This window comes from Agrobacterium sp. NPDC089420, assembly GCF_044900305.1.
GTDB lineage: Bacteria > Pseudomonadota > Alphaproteobacteria > Rhizobiales > Rhizobiaceae > Agrobacterium.
The window spans coordinates 176,817-195,760 of the sequence record NZ_JBJDMY010000009.1; the positions used below are offsets into that span (position 1 = coordinate 176,817).

The window sequence follows — 18,944 nt, forward strand, 5'->3', positions numbered from 1 at the left end:
ACAAACAGATGGCGCATATCGATCCTGCCGGCGGCTGGCTGCCGCTGACCCAGCCGCAACTCGATTTCTGGGAGGAGTTTTCCTTCCATCCCGACGAGCCGGTTTCTACCGTCGCCCATTACATCGATCTTTCCGGTGCGGTGAATGAAGGCGCCCTCATTCAGGCGATCGCCCGCACCGTGCGCGAATCCGATGTCCTGTCGATCCGCTTTCGCCTCGGCGAGGATGGCGAGACGCCGCAGCAATGCTGCGATCCGGACCAGGCGCCGGCGGTGGAGCTTGTCGATCTGCGCGCGGATCCGGCGCCGTTTGAAGAGGCCCTGCGTCGCATGAATGCCGATGTGGAGGCGAGGCTCGATCTTAGGACCGACCGGCTTTCCGCGCAGGTGCTCTACCGCATTTCCGATGATCGTTATCTCTGGTACATCCGCGCCCATCACATCGTCGTCGATGGTTATGGCCTGACGCTGGTGGAGCAGCGCTGCGGCCAGCTCTACGGCCACTATTGCGGCAAGGGCGAGGCGGGGCCGGATTTCCACCCCTTCGCCAGTTTCCTCGCCGAGGAGGATGCCTATCGGCAGAGCCGCCGTTTCGCGAAGGACCGCGATTTCTGGACTGCCTATCTCGCCGCACCGGCCGATCTGCCGGTGCTGGACAAGGATTGCGAGGATTATGGCGGCGGCGGCCTGCATGCCGATGCGGGGCTGCCGGAGGGTTTCAGCGAAAGGCTGCAACAGGTGGCGGGCCGGCTGGAAATCGGCTGGCCAGACCTTCTGGTGCTTCTCTCCGGCCTTTATCTCCATCGCATGCTGCCGCGTGCGGATCGCGACGTTCTGACGTTGTGGTTGCCGTTCATGAGCCGCTGGGGCAGTGTCGGGGCGCATATGCCCGCCATGCTCGTTAATATCCTGCCCTTCCACCTGACGGTCGAACCGCAGGAGAGCATCGGCGCGTTTCTGGCGCGCAATGCCGCCAATCTGCGCCGGCAGCGCCTGCATGGCCGTTACCGCATCGAGCAGATCGCTGCTGACCGGGAAATCTCGAAGGGCCGGCGCTTCTTTTTCTCGCCGCTCATCAACGTTCTGCCCTTCAGCGCGCCGGTCTTTGCCGGGCTTGCCGTTTCCCGGCATATTCTCGCCAACGGTCCGGGCGACGGCTTCAACCTCACCTTCCGCGGTGAGGATGACGGCAGCGACCTGAACCTGCATATCGACGCCGATTCGGCGCTGACGCCGGCGGAGGACTTCGCCCGTTATCGCGAGGAATTGCCGCTGTTTCTCGATGCCATGCTGCAGGACGAGGCGATGGCGCTTGCGGCGAAAGAGGCATCCTCGATGGTTCGTCTGGCGGTTTGAGCGGCCGACCGCCCGAGGATGCGCGATCGGCCTCGGGGTTGTGCCCGGGCACGGAATGCGGATGCCGGCGCTGTGCCACACATTCCCATCAGCATTTGCAGGCAAAAAATAACCCGGCTTCGCCACGCGAAGCCGGGTTTTCCCTTTTCCTTTGTCCGTGTCAGGTAAGGGCGGCCAGCGTCCTGCCCGAAGCCCCGGCTTCGGCAAAACGGCTGAAGACGCCGCTGGTGGTGTTGCGCAGCCGCTCGACATCCGCCGGGCCGTAGCGATCCGAGCGGTAGCTCATCAGCACCCGGATGGAGCGTTCGCCACCGATCATTTCCTCCATCACCTCGAATTGCAGCCCCAGCATGGATTCGTGCTTGTCGGGGTCGATCTGGCGGAACTCCACGGACTTGCCATCCTGTCCGGTAAGCGTGCCGTTCAGCTTGTTCTTGGCGTGGATCTGGATGAAGACCTCGAACAGATGGTCGCGGCCCGGCGTCATGCCGAGCGCCTCCTCGACGAGATCGATCGGGATTTCGCTGTGTTCCAGCGAGCCGTTGATGGTGTTCTTCACCGAAGAAATCAGTTCCCCGACGGTCATGGTCTCGCCGAAACGCACGCGATGGGCGACGACCGTGGTGAAATAACCGATCGTGTCGAAATAATTGCTGTCGGTGCGGCCCGAAGCCGAGGTGCCGACCACGAGGTCGGTCAAGCCGCCCAGATGACGCAGCGACGCGGCAATGGCGGCGTAAACCACGTTGAACAGCGAGGCGCTGTTCTGTTTGGCGATGGCGTAAAGCCCGTCGCTGACGTGTTTCTCCAGCTTGAACTCGATCCAGCCGCCTGCCGGAGCTTCGTCCTGCAAGGCCTCGGGCGCCGTGTGGCTCTGCCCCTCGAGGGTAAGGCCCTTCGGCGCATCCCGCAGCATGTCGGTCCAATAGGCGAGATGGCCGGCATTGACGCCCGACGCCACCTGTTTCCGGGCAAATTCGTGGAAGGGCGCCGGCGATGTTGCAAAGACCGGAACCTTGCCCGCCGCCCGTGCCCGATAGGCCTCGGTCAGCTCGTCCATCATCAGGTTCACCGACCATTCGTCCAGCACGATGTGGTGGAAAAGGAAGGACAGAACCTGGCGGCCGGTCTGCGGATCGCGCAGGAAGCGCAGCCGCATCGGCAGTTCGCGTGCAAGATCGAACCGCCAGCCGGCTTCCGAGCGCCGGTCCACGCCTTCGCTTTCTTCGCTGGTCCAGAACCATTTATAACCGGGAAGATCATGCATCGGCACGATCTTCTGCAGGACCGTATCGTCCTCGACGTAAAAATGGGTCCGCAGGCCGGGATGGCGCTCGATGATGTCGAGGAAGGCGCATTCGAAGGCGTTTTCATCCACGGGGTCGAGGAAATCGAGCGCGAAGGGGATATTGAAGATGTCGCCGAAACCGAAGGCGGCATAGGCCTTCCAGAGCGACATCTGCGCCAGAGAAAGCGGCGCGGTGAGCGAGCCGGCCGCCGTCGCCTCGGCTTGGGCGGGCGCTGCGGTTTCGAGCCGGGTCGCCTGCCCGGCGAGCGCGGCGGCGGTCGGATAGCTGAACAGGTCGTTGAAGCGCAGCTCGATGCCGTGATTGCTGAGAAGGCGTCCGATGATGCGGGTGGCGATCAGCGAATGGCCGCCGAAATCGAAGAAATCATCCTCCGGCCCCATATCCGGCGCGGCAAGCGCTTCGCGGAATTCGGCGAGGATCGTCGCGGCGGTGTCGTCATCGCCGTGGCCGGCGGTGGGCTGGGGGGCCAGCCGCTCCGGTAGAAGCGTGGCGTTTTGAGGCGCGATGCCGAAAGAATCAGCGCCGCCTTCGAGATGGCTGACGAAACGTTCCAGCAGGAAGGCAGTCGCATGCGGCGACGTTTCCTTGCCGCCGGTCAGTTCGAGGCGGATATCGCCTGCCGCTGTCAGGCCTGCAGCAAGGGTCAGGCCGAGGCCGGACTGCAGCGAGGGCAGCGGCAGGTGTTCGAACTGGAGGCCATGCTCCTGATCGGCCTGAACCGGCGTCGTCAGCGCCCGCAGGGTGACGGTGGCTGCATCGCCATCATTGTCGTTTCGCTGTTCCAGTCCCGCCAGCAAGGCTTTTTCCGCCTGTTCGGGCGCGTGGCCGCGTTCGATCAATACCCGCGCCGTTGCCTCCCGCAAAATCGGAACGGTGGCATCGACGCCGGGCTGGCGGAGCAAACGCACCGTCACAGTCGCAGGGCCGCCATTCGTTGCCAGGAAAAGCGAAAACCGCGCGCCGACGCGGGCAAGAAGCGCGTTCGTCGCAGTGGCGCTGTTCAGGTCAAGCAGGGTGGCGGGAAGATCGACGCCGTGGCTGTGGCTTGCCGGCCTTTCGACCCTGTCTTGCCGCAGCGTCACGATGCTGGAGCCTGAGGCCGGCCGTTGCAGCCATGGGAGTGGAAGCGGATCGACGCCGCCATTTTCCACCGCCCGCGGCGCAAGCGGCTTTGGCGTTTCGCCGGCATAGGCGGCGGATATGCCGTCCAGCAGGATCTGTGGCGAGAGGACTTCGCCAAGCAGGCCGTGGACCAGAAATGCCAGCAGGATTTCACCTTCGCTCAAAAGCACAACGGCCTGGAAAGGCGGGTCGGTTTCGGCATCGAAGGGTCTTGCCTGAAGGTCGTGCAGCAGGGTGAGGGCCTCACCCGCCGAGGGAACGTGCAACAATTGCACGATGGATGCGGAGGGGGCCTCCAGGCTCTTGGCAAGGGTGCCATCCTCTCCGAAGGCAAAGCGTGCCCGAAGCTCGGGCCAGGTCCCGCAGATCGTCTTCAGCGCCGAGGTCAGGCGCAGCAGGTCGCATTCTTCGCCGATGCGATAGGCGAGAAGATGGCGGAAAACCTGATCGGGATCCTGAAACTGTGCGAACCAGACCCGTTCTTCATATTGGCTTGGCGGGGCTGCGTCCCCTCGCGCGAAGGTGTCTTCAATGCGCCGTGCGAGCATACGCGTATTGTCTGCTGCCATGGTCCTCTCCTTGGAAATATTCGGGGTCGTCGCGCTCAGGCCGGAAAAGTACTGTGCCGCGGGATCAATGCGTCGCGCGCGACCTTTCGATCAGCACCTGCCAGGCGGCGAGCGTGGGTTGCCGGGCCAGATCGTCATAGTCGATCCGCGCCCCGGCAAGCTGCGAAAGCGGCGGGATGAGGCGCATGAGGGCGAGCGAATGAAGCCCGCGGCCGAACAGGTTGTCCCCCGGTTCGATATCGCGCTGCTCATCCTCCAGAACCCCGGCAAGAAGGGCTTTAAGTTCCGTCATCATTGTTTTGCCTCCAGCATGACGCCCGCCGCGATTGCCGGTTCATTCATCGAAATGATCATGAACGCCGCTGGCGCCGCGCCGCCAGTAACCGGAGGCGCGTGTCCATTTGGGATTGGCGCCGAGTTCCCCGATCAGAAGTGCGCGCAGATCCTTTGCGGTTTTCGATTCGCACGCGACCCAGCTGGAAAAATCGCCCCGTGGCAGGTCCAGACTGCGCAGCGCCGCCGTCAATGCGTCGTGATCGGTTCCGTTTTCGCTCTTTTGGGTCACCCAGACGATGGAAGCGTCCGCCTTTGTCGCAATCTCCAGACGGTCCGCATCGGTCTCGACCGCGATCAGGGCGACGGCGCGGGTGCCGGCCGGCATTTCTTCGAGCCGCCGCGCAAGGGCGGGAAGGCCGGTATCGTCGGCGATCAGCAGATGCCAGTCATAGGTGAAGGGAACGGTGAAGGAGCCGCGCGGACCGGCGATCCACGCCCTGTCACCCGCCTTGGCGGCTTTCGCCCAGTTGCTGGCGGGGCCGTCATGATGGGTGGCGAAATCGATGGCGAGTTCACCCTTCTCGGCGTCAAAACTGCGCGGCGTGTAATCGCGCGCCAGAGGGCGCGGCGCGCCTTCCGGGAATTCGAGGCCGTTCGGGCCGATCACCGGCAGGTTCGGCTCGGTTTCGCCCGGAAGCGGGAAGAACATCTTGACGTGGTCGTCAAAACCGAGGCTGGCGAACCCCTCAAGTTCCGGACCGGTGAGGACGATGCGCACCATGGACCGGCTGAGCTTTTCCACCCGTGCGACGTCAAGGCAGCGCAGCCTGACGGTGTGGCGATGACGTTTGGGCGTGCGGTCCGGAAGCGATGACTCTATGGTTTCTGGCATGCTCATGCTGCTGTCTTTCCTGGGATGCCGCCGCCGGGTTCGGCGGTCTCGCTGTCCCGGGCCGGCTTGGCGGACGATCGCGTGTCGGCAGTGTCGTCGGCGCGATGATCCGGCGTTGTTGCGTCAAGATGCGCGAACCATAACAGGCGCTTCCGGCTGCCGCAATATAACTTTCTTCAAAAACTCAAGTTTATGCCCGGCGTATCGCCACGCCGGGATTGGCGCCTGCGGAAGCGCTTCTCAGCGGCGGCTCGCCCAGCTTTCCACGGCATCCAGCGCATGCAGCGCGCTTGGAATGGACGGCGTCGTGACCTTTGTGGAATCGAAGAAAACGATCCTACCGTCGCGGGCTGGTTTTACGAAACGTTCCCAGCCGGGAATGATCTTTTCCAGTGCTGCACGGGTTCCGGCCTCGCCACGGGCGGGGCTGGTGTAGCTGTTCATCACCACCAGCAGGTCGGGGTTGAGCTTGCCGAAAGCCTCCGGGCTCAGCGGTACGGTCAGGGTCGAGCCCATGCCGCCCGAAGAGGCGGCATTGTCGATTTTCAGCCGGGTATAACCCAGGTCCTCAAGCGCCTGCACCGCGCCGGACATGTCGCCGACCGCATTGATCTGGTCGGTCAGGAGGATCGCCAGATAGGTCTTGCCGCTGGCGTCTTCACCCAGCGCTTTCTTGACGGCGGTAAGCCGTTCGTCATAGGCCTTCCGGCGTTCGGCGAAAATGTCGCTTCGTCCCACCAGGCCGGCAAGACTCTCCTCCACATTGAAACCATAGGCATGGCCGGTGCTGACCTTTTGCAGGTAGACGGGTGCGACGGTGGAAAGCTGCGCGGCCTTGCCGCCATCCATTTCCGTGGCCACGATCAGGTCGGGTTGCAACGCCCGCAGCTTTTCAAGATCGATCTGACCGACTGCGCCGAAGCCCTTGGGTTTCGCGTGGCCTTCGCCGAGAACCGTGTCGACGAAATCGACGGCGGTGGCGAACTTGCCGTCGCTGTTGCGGCCATAGGCGCCGACGACATTGGCGCCGAGATCCATCAGCGGCACGCCCAACAGCGGCTCGTGCATGACGACGATGCGCTGCGGCTTTTCCGGGACGGAAACGGTGCGGCCGCCGGCATCGGTCACGCTGCGGTCGGCGGCAAGGCTGGTTCCGGCGGCCAGAAGGGCGGCGACGAGGATGGCAATTCGCATGGCATTCCCTTTATTCGGTTCATTCAGTGGCTGTTGTTTCGGCGCAGCGCCTGCAGGCGCAGCGTGAGGATGAAAAGCGGCACGCCGATCAGCGTCAGCGCCAGGCCGATCGGCATTGGCGTATCGGCCACCAGCCCGCGTGACAGCGTATCGGCCGTCACCACCAATATGCCGCCGGTCAGCCCCGACAGGAGAAGCCTGGCGCGGCCGACGGCGGGCGAAACGAAGGTGGCGAGATGCGGGGCGATGACGCCGAGGAAGGTGAGCGGGCCGACCGCGGTGACGGCGGAGGCGCTGAGGATCACCGCAAAAACGATGACGAGCGGCCGCGAGCGTTTGACCGTTTCGCCGAGCGCCATAGCCATCTCGTTGCCGAGATCGAAGACGGCGAGCGCCCGGCCGATGAGGAAAATACCCACAAGGCTTGCGGCGAAGAGGGGCACGAAAACGACGATGGCCGGCCAGCTTGCCTGAAACAGCGAACCCGCCATCCAGTCGGCCAGCGCCAGCGATGTCTCGGCCGGCGTGTAGAGCAGAAGCACCGAGGAGACGGATGAGAGAGCGGATTCGATTGCGATGCCCATCAGCAATATGGCAAGGCCGCTCGAACGCTCACGTCCGACGAGAGCGATCAGGACAAAGGCGACGGCAAGACCGCCGCCGACGGCCGCCAGCGCCACCATGGTTTTCGGGGCGGCCGGCACCAGCACGAGAAGCAGCATGATGGTGGTCATCGACCCCTGGCTCAGGCCGAAAAGCCCGGGATCGGCCAGCGGATTGCGGGCAACGGATTGTAGCATGGCGCCTGCCAGCGCCACGCTCCAGCCGGCCATGAAACCGAGCACGATGCGTGGCAGCCGCACCGTCCACAGCGCATAGGCCTGGTCATCGCCGAGATGGCCGCCGGCAAGGCCGCGCAGCAGATCTGCAACGCCCGTTTCGGTGCTGCCGAGGCTGACGGACAGGGCGGCAAGCAGCAGCGCCAGCCCCATCAGCCCGAGGCCGGCTTTCAGATTGCCGATGCCGAGCTGCAGGCCGCTCGGCAACCGCAGAACCGCTTTGCCGTCGGTGGCGAATTGCCGTTTCATGCGAGCCCCCTTGCCGAAGGCGAAAGATAAAAGCGCTTGACGATGACGATGAAGACGAGGCCGCCGAGCAGATCCATGAACAGCCCGGTATTGACCACATAGGGCGCAAACAGGGTCTGCGCGCCCAGATCGGCCAGCACGCAGAGACCGGCGCCGACAAGGGCGGCGGCCGGCAGGGCGAGCGTGAAATTCACGCCCACCAGGGGCCGGATCATATGCGGCACGACAAGGCCGATGAAACCGATGGGGCCGCAGATCGCCACCGCCGAGCCCGACGCCAGCATGGTGGAAAACAGCGCGATGCGGGAAACACGCGTGACATTCACGCCGGCGGAAGCGGCTTTTTCCGCGCCCAGCAGAACGAGCGTCAGCGGCCGGGCGACCGACAGCAGGATCACCAGCGCGACGGCGCCGATCCACCAGAAATCGGTGAGCCGTTCGGCATAGACATGGTTGATGTTGCCGCCCACCCAGCTCAGGAATTCGGCGCGACGTGTGGGATTGGAGAGAAGCAGCGCGTTGGTCACGCCGATCAGCAGCATGGAAACCAGTGCGCCGGAGAGGATGAGCGACAGGCCGCGCGGATCGTTCGCCCGGCCGGCGAGACGCGCCACGAAAAAGCAGGCGGCAAAACCGAAGCCCGCGCCCGCGAGCGCGACAAGACCCTGCACTTCGGGAGACACATCGAACACCAGCGCGCCGGTAATCACAAACAGCGTCGCGCCGGCGTTCAGCCCCAGCGTGGAAGGCGAGGCGAGGGGATTGCGGACCAGCCCCTGCAGCACGCAGCCGCTGACGGCCGTGGTGGCGCCCACATAGATCGCAATCAGCGCGCGCGGGATTTGCTGATAAAGCAGCACCGACTGTTCATAGGTTTCTGCCTCGCCACGCCAGAGCGTCGCCATGATTTCCGCAAGCCGCATGTCGCCGGACATCACGAGCAGATTGACGGCGAGGATGGCGACGAGCGAAAGTGCCGCGGCGAAGATCAGCGTCAGTTTCGAGCTCATGCCGGAATGGCCTGTTCCTGCTGCTCGAGCCGGGGCACGCAGATGAGCCGGCCCTGCCGGGAGAAGATGTCGGCTTCAAGGTCGAAGACCGCGGCGACATTTCCGGGCGTGACGGTTTTTTCCACCGGCCCGGATGCCAGAACCTGCCCGGATTTGAGCATGATGACGTCATCGGCGAAGGTGGAGGCGAGGTTGAGATCGTGCAGCACGACGATGACCGTCTTGCCGTGCCTGTCCGTCAGGTCGCGCACGAGACCGAGAACGGCATATTGATATTTCATGTCGAGATGGTTGACCGGCTCGTCCATCAGGATGACCTCGGTATCCTGCGCCAGCACCATGGCGATGAAGGCGCGCTGGCGCTGGCCGCCGGACAGCGTGTTGACCTGCGCTCTTGCCTTGTCCTCCAGCCCGACGGTCTTCAGCGCCTCGGCAAAAAGCGCACGGTCGCGCTCGGTCGGGCCGCCTGCAAGACCGTAACGGGCGTAACCGGCAAGCTCGATCAACTCACCGAGCGTCATATAGTCAGGGCAATGGCACTCCTGCGGCAGATAGGCGATGCGCCGCGCCAGTTCGCGGCGTCCGATCTCACGGACCGAACGCTCGCCCAGCCTTATTGCGCCGGAAGATAAAGGCACGAAACCCATGATGGTCTTCAGCAGCGTCGACTTGCCGCAGCCGTTGGGGCCGACCAGCGCCGTCACCCGGCCGGGCCGGAAACGGGCGGACAGCCCCTGCAAGACGGGAACATGGCCATAACTGGCATGAAGGTCCGTGGCGTCAAGCACCGGATACAACTCCTGTTATTCACAAGCACATGCGTCGAGACGCCGCACGGTCAAGATAAGCTTTTGAATTCATACATCGAACCTGCGCAGAACAGCTCTTGTTCCGGCAAGGTCGACGAGGTGGTCTTGAAGCGACACTAAACTATAGTAAAACTCTCCACAAATCGAAATTTGCCGATTCAGGGTGCGGATTTCTGGCCGGTTATTGCAATCGAGGTGCATCATGTCCGTCGCAGCCAAGCTTCATATCGGCATGTCGCTGGCCCCAACCTGGCTCAGCGGCGAGGCGTGGCGGCGCGCCGACAGCGAGATAGACGGGGTGTTTTCCAGCGATTATTTCGTCGATCTCGCGCAGCGCGCGGAAGCGGCGCATGTGGATTTCGTGTTCCGGCCCGATACGCTTTTCCTGCGCACCGAAGGGCTGGAAACCGGCGGCGGATTTGCCAGCATGGACCCCACCATGTTGCTCGCGGCAATTGCCCGGGAAACCAGCCATGTCGGCCTCCTGTCCACCGTTTCGACGACGTTTCTGCCGCCCTATGTGGTTGCCCGTCAGCTTCAGTCGCTGAATTGGCTGAGCAATGGCCGGGCCGGCTGGAACATCGTCACGGCGCTCGAAGGTCATGAAAATTTCGGATTGCAGCAGATGCCTTCGCCGCAGGAGCGTTATGAGCGTGCCGCCGAGTTCACGCAGGTGGTGCGGCAGCTCTGGGCCAGTTTTCCCAACGAGGCGCTGAAGCTCGACAGGGAAAGCGGCCGGTTTGCCGATTCCTCGCTGGTGCGGCCGGTCGCGCATGAGGGCAGGCATTTCAGCGTCAAAGGCCCGCTCAACCTGCCGGCCCATGCCAGCCGCATTCCGCTGGTGCAGGCGGGCGCCTCGCCGGAAGGGCGGGATTTTGCCTCCTCGGTGGCGGATGCGGTCTTTGCTTCCACGCCGGACATGCAGGCGGCCATTGAATTGCGGGCGGATTTGCGACGCCGGGCCGAGGGTCACGGCCGCAGGCCCGACGGGGTGAAGCTGATGCCCGGCCTCAGCCTTTATCTGGCCGACAGCCGGAAGGAGGCGCTCGAACTCTTCGGCGAGACCCATGCCCGCGCCAGTCGTGCCCGCGCCTTCGCCGCCATCCGCGACATGACCGGCCTCGATCTTGCGGAATGGCCGCTCACGCGGGTCGTGGCCGCCAGCGATCTGCCGCCGCCGCCGCAGGCACCGAGAAGCCGCACCCATGCCGGCCTGCTGCGCCGGCTGATCGAGCGGGAGACGCTGAGCGTCGCGGATCTGCTGCGGCGGCCGGAAGTGATGGGGTCTGGGCACTGGCAGATCATCGGCACCGTGGAAGAGGCTTTTGAAAATATCCGTGAATGGGCGGCGGCCGGTGCGATTGACGGTTTTGTCGCCGTGCCCGGCGGTTCGGTCGCCTCGATGCGGCTGGTGCTGGAGCGCCTGCTTCCCCGGCTGGGCGATGCCGGGCTGTTCCGCACCGGCTATTGCGGCCGCAGCTTTGCGGAGCATCTGGCCGAATAGGCTTACGCGCCGCCGGATTCGGCCGTCGCCTGTCGGGCGGCCTCGATCAATCGGGAAAAATGCCGTTCCGTCTCGGCCGTGGCGACGAAGGATACGGTGGTGACGACGCAACAGAGTTCGCCCTGGGCATCGAAAACCGGCGCGGCCTTGCCCGTGAGGGCCGAAAACAGATGTTCATGGAGCTCCGCGCCGCCCGTGTCGCGGATAGTCTCGAGAATGCCGGCATCGGCGCGGGAGCCGCGAAAGGCGGGTGGTTGCAGCCTGCGCACCGCCGCCACCCTGTCGGGCGGCAGATAGGCCTGGAAAACCAGCCCGCAGGCGCTGTTGTCCAGCGGCAGGACGTCGCCCAGCGCCACGGTGCTGATGGCAAAACTGGCGCTCTTTGCCCATCGCACCACGGTCGGGCCGCGATCGGTCCAGATCGCCACGCCGCAACTGGCGCCGATCTGCGAGGCAAGCATCTTCATCCGGCGGCCGGCGGTCTCGACCGGATTGATTCGCCTGAGCGCGCTGATGCCTATTTTGAGCGCCGCCGGGCCAAGATCGTAGCAGCCGCTCGCAGGGTCCTGCGTCACCAATCCTTCCCGCACGAGGCTTTGCATGTAACGATGCGCGGTCGACCGGCCGGTGCCGGCGCGTTTGGCCAGTTCGCCAAGCGCAACCGCCGTGTCCGATTTTGCGAGAAGATCGAGAAAACGCGCCGCGACCGCTACCGACTGGATGAGAGCCGAGCGCTTCTCGCCATCGTTTTCCGGCAGTTCGTCCGTTTCGTCATCCGTGGTGTTCAAGCGCATTTCCCCCGTTTGCCCAGCATGCCTAACCCATCAGGCCGCGAATCGAAATCGATTTTATCCGCCGCTTTGACGGCTTTCGCGCGTTATGCCGACGATGGCGCAGAGGCGGTCGGTAAATTTTGTTGTAAATATGGCACATCCCGTTACGGAAGCCTTTTTGTCCGCAATACAGAACGCATTCTCTATTGCGAAACGGATAACGCTTCCGTTACTTGAATATGACTTTAATACTCATGTTTATTAGGGGTGTATGATGGGGTTTCGTTCTAGCGGTCGTTTGATGAGCGGGGTCAGCGTTCTGACGCTGTCGGCTTTGTTTGTAACGCCGGTTTTCGGTCAGGATCAGCAGGCTGATGCGGCGGGCAACACCGTCTTGAAGCCGATCGTCGTGACCGGTGAAAAAGTGGCGCGCGACATGAAGAACACGGCGTCGTCCGTTTCGGTCAAGTCCGCCGAGGAAATCAGGAAGGAAAAGACCGGCGACCCGACCGTTTCGGATGCGATCAAGGATATTCCGAACGTCGTCTACACCGACAATGTCAGCGCCCCGATCATTCGCGGTCTGGATACGCAGGGACCGAACACCGGTGCGACGGCATTTTTCGCCGGCACCGTGCCGCGTGCCACGATCAATGTGGACGGCCATTATCTCGGCTATAATGAATTCATCTATGGTGCGACCTCGATCTGGGATGTCGAGAGTATCGAAGTTTTCCGCGGCCCGCAGACCACCTCGCAGGGTGCAAACGCCATTGCCGGCGCGATTATCGTCAACACGAAGGATCCGACATTCACGCCGGAAGCGTCCTATCAGGCGGAAATCGGCAATTACCACCAGAAGCGGGCTTCATTCGCACTTTCGGGTCCGCTCGTTGAGGATCAACTGGCGGCACGTCTGGCGGTTGATTATTCCGGCCGTGACACTTTCATCGATTATATCAATTCAGGGTTCGCGCATGCGGGCACGAATCAGGACTTCAAGGAATTCAACGCTCGTTTCAAGCTTCTGTGGGAACCGCCGGAGATTCCCGGGCTGACGACCAAGCTGACCTATTCCTATAATGCCGCCAACCGTCCGAGCCAGGAAGCGGCATCACGTCCTTTCGAGGATCTCAACCACGTCACCACCACCATGCCGAGCTGGAGCCAGAATACCCATACCGGTATTCTGGACATCAATTACGACTTCGAGAACGGCGTGAAACTTTTCAACCAGACACAGTTCTCCGCCTCCGATGCGCGCCGCAGGGTGGGTGTCGTCAACAACGGCGACGCCGATATCGACCAAACCAACGCTTCACACGAGACCCGTGTCACCTTCGGCGATCAGGACGATGTGGTGAGCGGAGTGGCTGGTATCTACTACGCCCATACACAGGCTGACGAAATTCTGCTTCTCACCGGCCGTTACAACAACAGCGTTTCGACGTTCGATGATACTAAGGACAATCTCGGTATCTTCAGCGAAGTGAGCTACCGGCTAACCGACCAGTGGAGGTTGACGGGTGGATTGCGCTTCCAGCACGACCAGATCCAGCGTGCAGGCCGTTCGGTCTATTCCGCGACGGCTGTGGACTACGACACGACCTTTTCGGAACTCCTGCCCAAGGTTTCGCTTTCTTATGACGTTAACGATGACTGGACCGTTGGCGGCATGATCAGCCGTGGATACAATCCGGGTGGCATCTCGCTCAACGTTTCATCTGGAGAATGGTTGCCGTTCGAGAAAGAAACCATATGGAACTACGAGCTTTATACGCGAGCAAAACTGCTGGACGACCGGCTGACGCTCAACGGCAACCTGTTCTACATGGATTACAAGAACGCCCAGTTTAATATTCCAGTCGTCATCTCGGCAGGCGTTACCCAGTCCTATACCATCAATGCGCAGAAGGCGCATGCCTATGGTTTTGAAATGGGCGCCGATTATCAGATTCTCGACAATCTGACGCTGAAAGCCAGCGCCGGCGTGCTGAAGACGGAGATCGACGAGATTTCCAGCAATGCCAGCTATGCCGGCAATGAATTCGCGAAATCGCCAGGTTACATGCTTGGCTTCGGTGCAAGCTGGGATGTGACCGATAAGTTCACCGTCTCAGGGCAGGTCCGCCATATCGATGGTTATTATTCCGATACGGCCAACACGGCGACCTATGCGATCGATTCCTATACGATCGCAGATGTTCGGGCGAGCTATAAGTTCCAGGATGCAATGGAGGTCTACGCCTATGTCAAGAACGTCTTCGACGAGCGAGCGCCCACCTATATGCAGCAGAACCGCGGCATTGGCGGCATCGAGGCCAGCATGACCGAACCGCGCATGTTTGGCGTCGGTATTCGCGGCACGTTCTGAGCCGTCACCTGGGTTGAAAAGCGAAAGGCCTCCGAAATGATTTTCGGAGGCCTTTTTGTTTCAAGGGGTATTGCTCCCGATGGTACGATTTGAGCTTGGCTCAGAGGGCTGGCTCACATTTGCCGGGCCGTCATGCACTCTCCCTCCGTCATTCCGGCTCAAGGCCGGAATGACGGTGAGAAGAAACGTCGCCGTTTGCTATGATCGACGCCATTCCCGCTCCGGCCCACAAGCCTCAGAAAAACGCCTGAATGCCGGTCTGCGCCCGGCCGAGGATCAGCGCGTGGACGTCATGTGTGCCCTCATAGGTGTTGACCGTCTCGAGGTTCTGGGCGTGGCGCATGACGTGATATTCGATCTGGATGCCGTTGCCGCCATGCATGTCACGGGCCTGGCGGGCGATATCCAGCGCCTTGCCGCAATTGTTGCGCTTGACGATGGAGATCATTTCCGGCGCCATCTTGTGGTCGTCCATCAGCCGGCCGACGCGCAGCGACGCCTGAAGGCCGAGCGCGATTTCGGTCTGCATGTCGGCGAGCTTCTTCTGGTAAAGCTGCGTGCCGGCGAGCGGCTTGCCGAACTGCTTGCGGTCGAGGCCATATTGCCGGGCGCGGAACCAGCAATCTTCCGCAGCGCCCAGCACACCCCAGGAAATGCCGTAGCGGGCGCGGTTGAGGCAGCCGAACGGGCCTTTCAGGCCGGAAACATTCGGCAGCAACGCATCTTCGCCGACTTCGACGCCATCCATGACGATTTCGCCGGTGATCGAGGCGCGCAGCGAAAGCTTGCCGCCGATCTTGGGGGCGGACAGGCCCTTCATGCCCTTTTCCAGCACGAAGCCGCGGATCTCATTGCCATGCGCTTCCGATTTCGCCCAGACCACGAAGACATCGGCGATCGGCGCGTTGGAAATCCACATTTTCGAGCCGCGCAGGCGATAACCGCCCTCGATCTTCTCGGCGCGGGTCTTCATGCCGCCGGGGTCGGAGCCGGCGTCGGGCTCGGTGAGGCCGAAACAGCCGATCAGTTCGCCGGAGACGAGGCCGGGCAGGTATTTCTTCTTCTGTTCGTCCGAGCCGTAAGTGAAGATCGGATGGATGACGAGCGAGGATTGTACGCTCATCATCGAGCGGTAACCGCTGTCGATGCGCTCCACCTCGCGGGCGACAAGACCATAGGCCACGTAGCTGGCATTGGCCGCGCCATATTCTTCCGGCAGGGTGACGCCGAGCAGGCCGGTGCGGCCCATCAGGCGGAACAGTTCCGGTTCGGTGGTTTCGGAAAGATAGGCTTCCTGAATACGCGGCAAAAGTTCGGATTTGCCGAAGGCCTCGGCGCTGTCGCGGATCATCCGCTCGTCATCGGTCAGTTGGTCTTCGAGCAGAAAAGGATCCTGCCAATTGAATGCTGCGCGTTCGCTCACGTTATGCCTCCGGATTTGCTGGCCGGATTATTGGTATTCAAGCCGGATGGCACAAGCCATGTTTACTCATTTTTGCATTACATATAGTAATGGCTCATGACGTCTCTCAGCCGCAAACTCCTGCCCTCCACCAGCGCGCTCGCTGCCTTCGATTCCGTGGCCCGGCTCGGCAGCTTCTCCGCTGCCGCCGATGAGCTGGCGCTGACGCAAGGGGCGATCAGCCGGCAGGTTATGTCACTGGAAGAACAGCTTGGCGTGCGCCTGTTCGAGCGCGGCGCGCGCGGCGTGGCGCTGACGGCCGAAGGGCAGCTCTATGCGAAATCCATTGCCGCAGCCCTTGGCGAGATACGCTCCGCGTCGCTGCAGATCATGACCAAAACGCATGGCAATACGCTGAACCTCGCCATGCTGCCCACCTTCGGCACCCGCTGGCTTTTGCCGCGCATTCCCGATTTTGTGGCGAGCCATCCCGAAATCACCATCAATTTCGCCACCCGCATCGGCCAGTTCGATTTCGAGCGTGAGCAGCTGGATATGGCGATCCATATCGGTCAGGCCGACTGGCCGGGGGCGGAAAGCACCTTTCTGATGCATGAAATGGTCGCGCCGGTGTGCAGCCCGCAATTTCTTGGCGCCCACCCGGTGGAAAAGGGCGAGGACATCGCCGCCCTGCCGTTGCTGCACATGGCCTCGCGGCCGGGCGCATGGGGCCACTGGTTCGAAAGCCTCGGCCTGTCGCTCGCCTTGCCGCAGGGCATGCGCTTCGAGCAGTTCTCGAGCGTCGCGCAGGCCTGCATCGCCGGGCTCGGCGTGGCGCTGATGCCGCTGTTCCTGATCGACAACGAGCTGAAATCGAAGCAATTGGTGAAAGCCTTCGATCATCAGGCCAAGAGCCCCAGTTCCTATTATGCGGTGGCGCCGCTTTCGCGCGCCAATCACGTGCCGGTCGTGTTGTTTCGCGACTGGCTGGTGCGCCAGGTCGAGGCTTATCGTGCAGCCAGCGCCCAGGCCTTGTAAAAATAATCGCTCTTTTTTCGGGCATTTAACCTTTGTGCCCAGCTTTTCGCCCTATTTTGTCGGCGCAGGACTCGACAGCGGTCCGCGCCTCGCTTATCCTGATTAAACGTTTAATCAGTCTTCCCGGACCATTCATGGCGTCGTCACGGCCTGCCACCAATCTGAGCGCGATCGCAGCGGCACTCGGCGTGTCGGCGGCAACCGTGTCCAATGCACTCTCCGGCAAGGGCCGTGTTTCGCCTGAGCTGGTGGAGCGCATCCGCAAGACGGCGGACGAACTGGGTTATGTGCCGAGTTCGGCGGGCAGGGCGCTGCGCACCGGCAGAAGCGGTGTGCTTGGGCTGGTTCTGCCCGATATCGCCAATCCGCTTTTTCCGCAGATCGCGCAGGCCATCGAAAAGGCGGCGGTCACTGCCGGTTACGGTGTGCTGATTGCCGATTCCCGCGGTGAGGTCGCCATGCAGACGGACGCCATCAACCGGCTGATCGAGCGCGGCGTGGACGGCATGGTGATCGTTCCCCGGCGCGGCACCCGCATCTCCAATGTCGATTGTCCCGTCGCGGTGGTCGACAGCCCCTCGACGCCCGGCAATACGGTCGCCGCCGACCATTGGGATGGCGGCCGGCAGGTGGGTGACTATCTGGCGGGGCTCGGCCATCGCAAGGTGGTGCTGGTGGGCAAGAACCGCGATTCTAACGTGCAGAACGACCGGCTTGGCGGCATACGCGACGGTCTCGGCAAGACGTGTGTGACGCAGACGCTCTGGATAGACGCCATCGAAAAGGCGGATGGCGCGGGCTGCCGGCTGGGCCTTGCCGATCTGGTGGCCGAAGGCTTTACCGCCTTTGCCGCCATTTCCGACCTACATGCGCTGCGCGCGCTGACGGAATTGCAGCGCGAGGGCATCGAGGTGCCGGAACAGGCGAGCGTTACCGGTTTCGACGATCTGATTTTCTCGGCCGTGGTCACCCCGCCGCTGACGACCATGCGCATGGATATGGGCCGCATCGCCGATCTTGCCGTCGGCGCGCTGCTGCGCGCGATCGATGGCGCGGGTGAAAACGGCATCGCCGCCGATGTGGCGGCGGATATCTCGAAAGTACCGATGGCGCTGATCATGCGCGGCTCCACCGGCAAGGCAAAGCATGATGCGATTGAAGCCAAAAACACGACAGCAGGAGAACTCACACCATGAAAAAGATCATTTTTGCATCGGGCGCCGCCCTGATGCTGACGATGGGAGCGGCGCAAGCTGAGGACAAGACGCTGACGATTTCCGTCTACGCCTTCGCGCAGGATGAATTCAAGGAACTGGTCTATACGCCCTTTGAGCAGAAATGCGGCTGCAAGCTGGTGGTCGAGACCGGCAACAGCGTCGAGCGCCTGGCCAAGATGGAGGCCAACAAGGCCAATCCGGTGGTCGATCTTGCCATCGTCTCCATGGCCGATGCGCTGTCCGCCACCCGCAAGGACCTGATCCAGAAGATCGATGCCTCCAAGGTTCCGAACATCGAAAAGCTCTACGACATCGCCAAGGACCCGAATGGCGACGGCGTGAGCGTCGGCGTCAATTTCTACGCCACCTCCATCGTTTACCGCACCGACAAGATGAAGATCGATAGCTGGGCCGATCTTTTGAAGGACGGCATTGTCGATCACGTCGCCTTCCCGAACGTCACCACCAATCAGGGTCCGCCGGCGCTTTACATGCTGGGCAAGGCCATCGGCAAGGATACGCCGGACCTTTCCGGCGCCATCGAGGCCGTGGGCGAAAAGAAGGACGATATCGTCACCTTCTACGTCAAGTCTTCGCAGCTGGTGCAGCTGATGCAGCAGGAAGAAATCTGGGCGGCACCCATCGGTCGCTTCTCCTGGGCGCCTTTCACCAAGCTTGACCTGCCGCTCGCCTGGGCAACGCCCAAGGAAGGCCAGACCGGCGGCATGAATGTGCTGGTGGTGCCGAAGGGTACAAAGAACGAAGATCTTGCGCTGCAATTCATGGATTTCTGGCTGTCGACCGATGTTCAGAAGGCGCTGGCGGAAAAGCTGGTGGACAGCCCGACCAACAGGGAGGTCAAGGTGTCCGACGCGGTGGCGAACAACATCACCTATGGTGACGAAACCGCCAAAAGCCTGCAACTCATTCCCTCCGACGTGACGCTTGATAATCGCGACAAGTGGCTGTCGGAGTGGAATTCCAAGGTCGGACAATAAGTCCTTCACCCTT

General features: G+C 62.3%; 15 protein-coding genes. 6 read left to right on the forward strand and 9 right to left on the reverse strand.

Features of this window, described 5'->3' with window-relative positions; translation table 11 throughout:
• Positions 1-8: 8 nt before the first annotated feature.
• Positions 9-1,355, forward strand: a complete 1,347-nt coding sequence (locus ACI2KA_RS15935; RefSeq protein ID WP_404503446.1) for a condensation domain-containing protein — start codon at positions 9-11, stop codon at positions 1,353-1,355.
• A gap of 160 nt (positions 1,356-1,515) precedes the next feature.
• Here the strand turns inward: ACI2KA_RS15935 and ACI2KA_RS15940 are convergent, their stop codons facing one another.
• The 7 genes from ACI2KA_RS15940 to ACI2KA_RS15970 form a co-directional block, all read right to left on the reverse strand.
• On the reverse strand, positions 1,516-4,356 hold the full coding sequence (locus ACI2KA_RS15940; RefSeq protein ID WP_404503447.1) for a condensation domain-containing protein: 2,841 nt from the start codon (positions 4,354-4,356) through the stop codon (positions 1,516-1,518).
• A gap of 64 nt (positions 4,357-4,420) precedes the next feature.
• Positions 4,421-4,651: a phosphopantetheine-binding protein gene (locus tag ACI2KA_RS15945; protein ID WP_404503448.1), complete on the reverse strand. Its 231-nt coding sequence runs from the start codon at positions 4,649-4,651 to the stop codon at positions 4,421-4,423.
• Positions 4,652-4,690: 39 nt separating this feature from the next.
• Entirely contained in the window at positions 4,691-5,530 is an 840-nt protein-coding gene (locus ACI2KA_RS15950) for a siderophore-interacting protein (protein WP_404503449.1), read from the reverse strand.
• A 234-nt stretch (positions 5,531-5,764) separates the two neighbouring features.
• Complete coding sequence (locus ACI2KA_RS15955; protein WP_404503450.1) at positions 5,765-6,718, reverse strand: ABC transporter substrate-binding protein; 954 nt, start codon at positions 6,716-6,718, stop codon at positions 5,765-5,767.
• A 23-nt stretch (positions 6,719-6,741) separates the two neighbouring features.
• On the reverse strand, positions 6,742-7,806 hold the full coding sequence (locus ACI2KA_RS15960) for a FecCD family ABC transporter permease (protein ID WP_404503451.1): 1,065 nt from the start codon (positions 7,804-7,806) through the stop codon (positions 6,742-6,744).
• Positions 7,803-8,816 carry a FecCD family ABC transporter permease gene (locus ACI2KA_RS15965; protein WP_404503452.1) on the reverse strand — a complete coding sequence of 338 codons (1,014 nt, stop codon included), beginning with the start codon at positions 8,814-8,816 and terminating at the stop codon, positions 7,803-7,805. The genes ACI2KA_RS15960 and ACI2KA_RS15965 overlap by 4 nt, the downstream gene beginning before the upstream one ends.
• Positions 8,813-9,613, reverse strand: a complete 801-nt coding sequence (locus ACI2KA_RS15970; RefSeq protein ID WP_404503453.1) for an ABC transporter ATP-binding protein — start codon at positions 9,611-9,613, stop codon at positions 8,813-8,815. The genes ACI2KA_RS15965 and ACI2KA_RS15970 overlap by 4 nt, the downstream gene beginning before the upstream one ends.
• Positions 9,614-9,827: 214 nt before the next feature.
• Here ACI2KA_RS15970 and ACI2KA_RS15975 point away from each other — a divergent pair, with 214 nt between their 5' ends.
• A complete protein-coding gene (locus ACI2KA_RS15975) occupies positions 9,828-11,129 on the forward strand; it encodes an NtaA/DmoA family FMN-dependent monooxygenase (protein ID WP_404503454.1) in 1,302 nt (433 codons plus the stop codon).
• A 2-nt stretch (positions 11,130-11,131) separates the two neighbouring features.
• Here ACI2KA_RS15975 and ACI2KA_RS15980 read toward each other — a convergent pair whose 3' ends face one another.
• Complete coding sequence (locus ACI2KA_RS15980) at positions 11,132-11,923, reverse strand: IclR family transcriptional regulator (protein WP_404503455.1); 792 nt, start codon at positions 11,921-11,923, stop codon at positions 11,132-11,134.
• Between the two features lie 253 nt (positions 11,924-12,176).
• Between ACI2KA_RS15980 and ACI2KA_RS15985 the strand changes: the two genes are divergently transcribed.
• Complete coding sequence (locus ACI2KA_RS15985; protein WP_404503456.1) at positions 12,177-14,276, forward strand: TonB-dependent receptor; 2,100 nt, start codon at positions 12,177-12,179, stop codon at positions 14,274-14,276.
• Between the two features lie 235 nt (positions 14,277-14,511).
• On the opposite strand, the gene ACI2KA_RS15990 is transcribed toward ACI2KA_RS15985, so the two are convergent.
• Positions 14,512-15,699, reverse strand: a complete 1,188-nt coding sequence (locus ACI2KA_RS15990) for an acyl-CoA dehydrogenase (RefSeq protein ID WP_404503457.1) — start codon at positions 15,697-15,699, stop codon at positions 14,512-14,514.
• 96 nt (positions 15,700-15,795) lie between these two features.
• On the opposite strand from ACI2KA_RS15990, the gene ACI2KA_RS15995 reads away from it, so the two are divergent.
• The 3 genes from ACI2KA_RS15995 (at position 15,796) to ACI2KA_RS16005 (ending at position 18,931) form a co-directional block, all read left to right on the forward strand.
• Positions 15,796-16,716, forward strand: a complete 921-nt coding sequence (locus ACI2KA_RS15995) for a LysR family transcriptional regulator (protein WP_404503458.1) — start codon at positions 15,796-15,798, stop codon at positions 16,714-16,716.
• Between the two features lie 134 nt (positions 16,717-16,850).
• A complete protein-coding gene (locus ACI2KA_RS16000; protein WP_404503459.1) occupies positions 16,851-17,912 on the forward strand; it encodes a LacI family DNA-binding transcriptional regulator in 1,062 nt (353 codons plus the stop codon).
• Positions 17,909-18,931: an ABC transporter substrate-binding protein gene (locus ACI2KA_RS16005; protein WP_404503460.1), complete on the forward strand. Its 1,023-nt coding sequence runs from the start codon at positions 17,909-17,911 to the stop codon at positions 18,929-18,931. Before ACI2KA_RS16000 ends, ACI2KA_RS16005 begins: the two co-directional genes overlap by 4 nt.
• Positions 18,932-18,944 lie beyond the last annotated feature (13 nt).

Bases quoted from the DNA above. Each gene is read 5' to 3' on its own strand.
- ACI2KA_RS15935 (WP_404503446.1), top strand. From the start codon at position 9: ATGGCGCATATCGATCCTGCCGGCGGCTGGCTGCCGCTGACCCAGCCG.
- ACI2KA_RS15940 (WP_404503447.1), bottom strand. From the start codon at position 4,356: ATGGCAGCAGACAATACGCGTATGCTCGCACGGCGCATTGAAGACACC.
- ACI2KA_RS15945 (WP_404503448.1), bottom strand. From the start codon at position 4,651: ATGATGACGGAACTTAAAGCCCTTCTTGCCGGGGTTCTGGAGGATGAG.
- ACI2KA_RS15950 (WP_404503449.1), bottom strand. From the start codon at position 5,530: ATGAGCATGCCAGAAACCATAGAGTCATCGCTTCCGGACCGCACGCCC.
- ACI2KA_RS15955 (WP_404503450.1), bottom strand. From the start codon at position 6,718: ATGCGAATTGCCATCCTCGTCGCCGCCCTTCTGGCCGCCGGAACCAGC.
- ACI2KA_RS15960 (WP_404503451.1), bottom strand. From the start codon at position 7,806: ATGAAACGGCAATTCGCCACCGACGGCAAAGCGGTTCTGCGGTTGCCG.
- ACI2KA_RS15965 (WP_404503452.1), bottom strand. From the start codon at position 8,816: ATGAGCTCGAAACTGACGCTGATCTTCGCCGCGGCACTTTCGCTCGTC.
- ACI2KA_RS15975 (WP_404503454.1), top strand. From the start codon at position 9,828: ATGTCCGTCGCAGCCAAGCTTCATATCGGCATGTCGCTGGCCCCAACC.
- ACI2KA_RS15980 (WP_404503455.1), bottom strand. From the start codon at position 11,923: ATGCGCTTGAACACCACGGATGACGAAACGGACGAACTGCCGGAAAAC.
- ACI2KA_RS15985 (WP_404503456.1), top strand. From the start codon at position 12,177: ATGGGGTTTCGTTCTAGCGGTCGTTTGATGAGCGGGGTCAGCGTTCTG.
- ACI2KA_RS15995 (WP_404503458.1), top strand. From the start codon at position 15,796: ATGACGTCTCTCAGCCGCAAACTCCTGCCCTCCACCAGCGCGCTCGCT.
- ACI2KA_RS16000 (WP_404503459.1), top strand. From the start codon at position 16,851: ATGGCGTCGTCACGGCCTGCCACCAATCTGAGCGCGATCGCAGCGGCA.
- ACI2KA_RS16005 (WP_404503460.1), top strand. From the start codon at position 17,909: ATGAAAAAGATCATTTTTGCATCGGGCGCCGCCCTGATGCTGACGATG.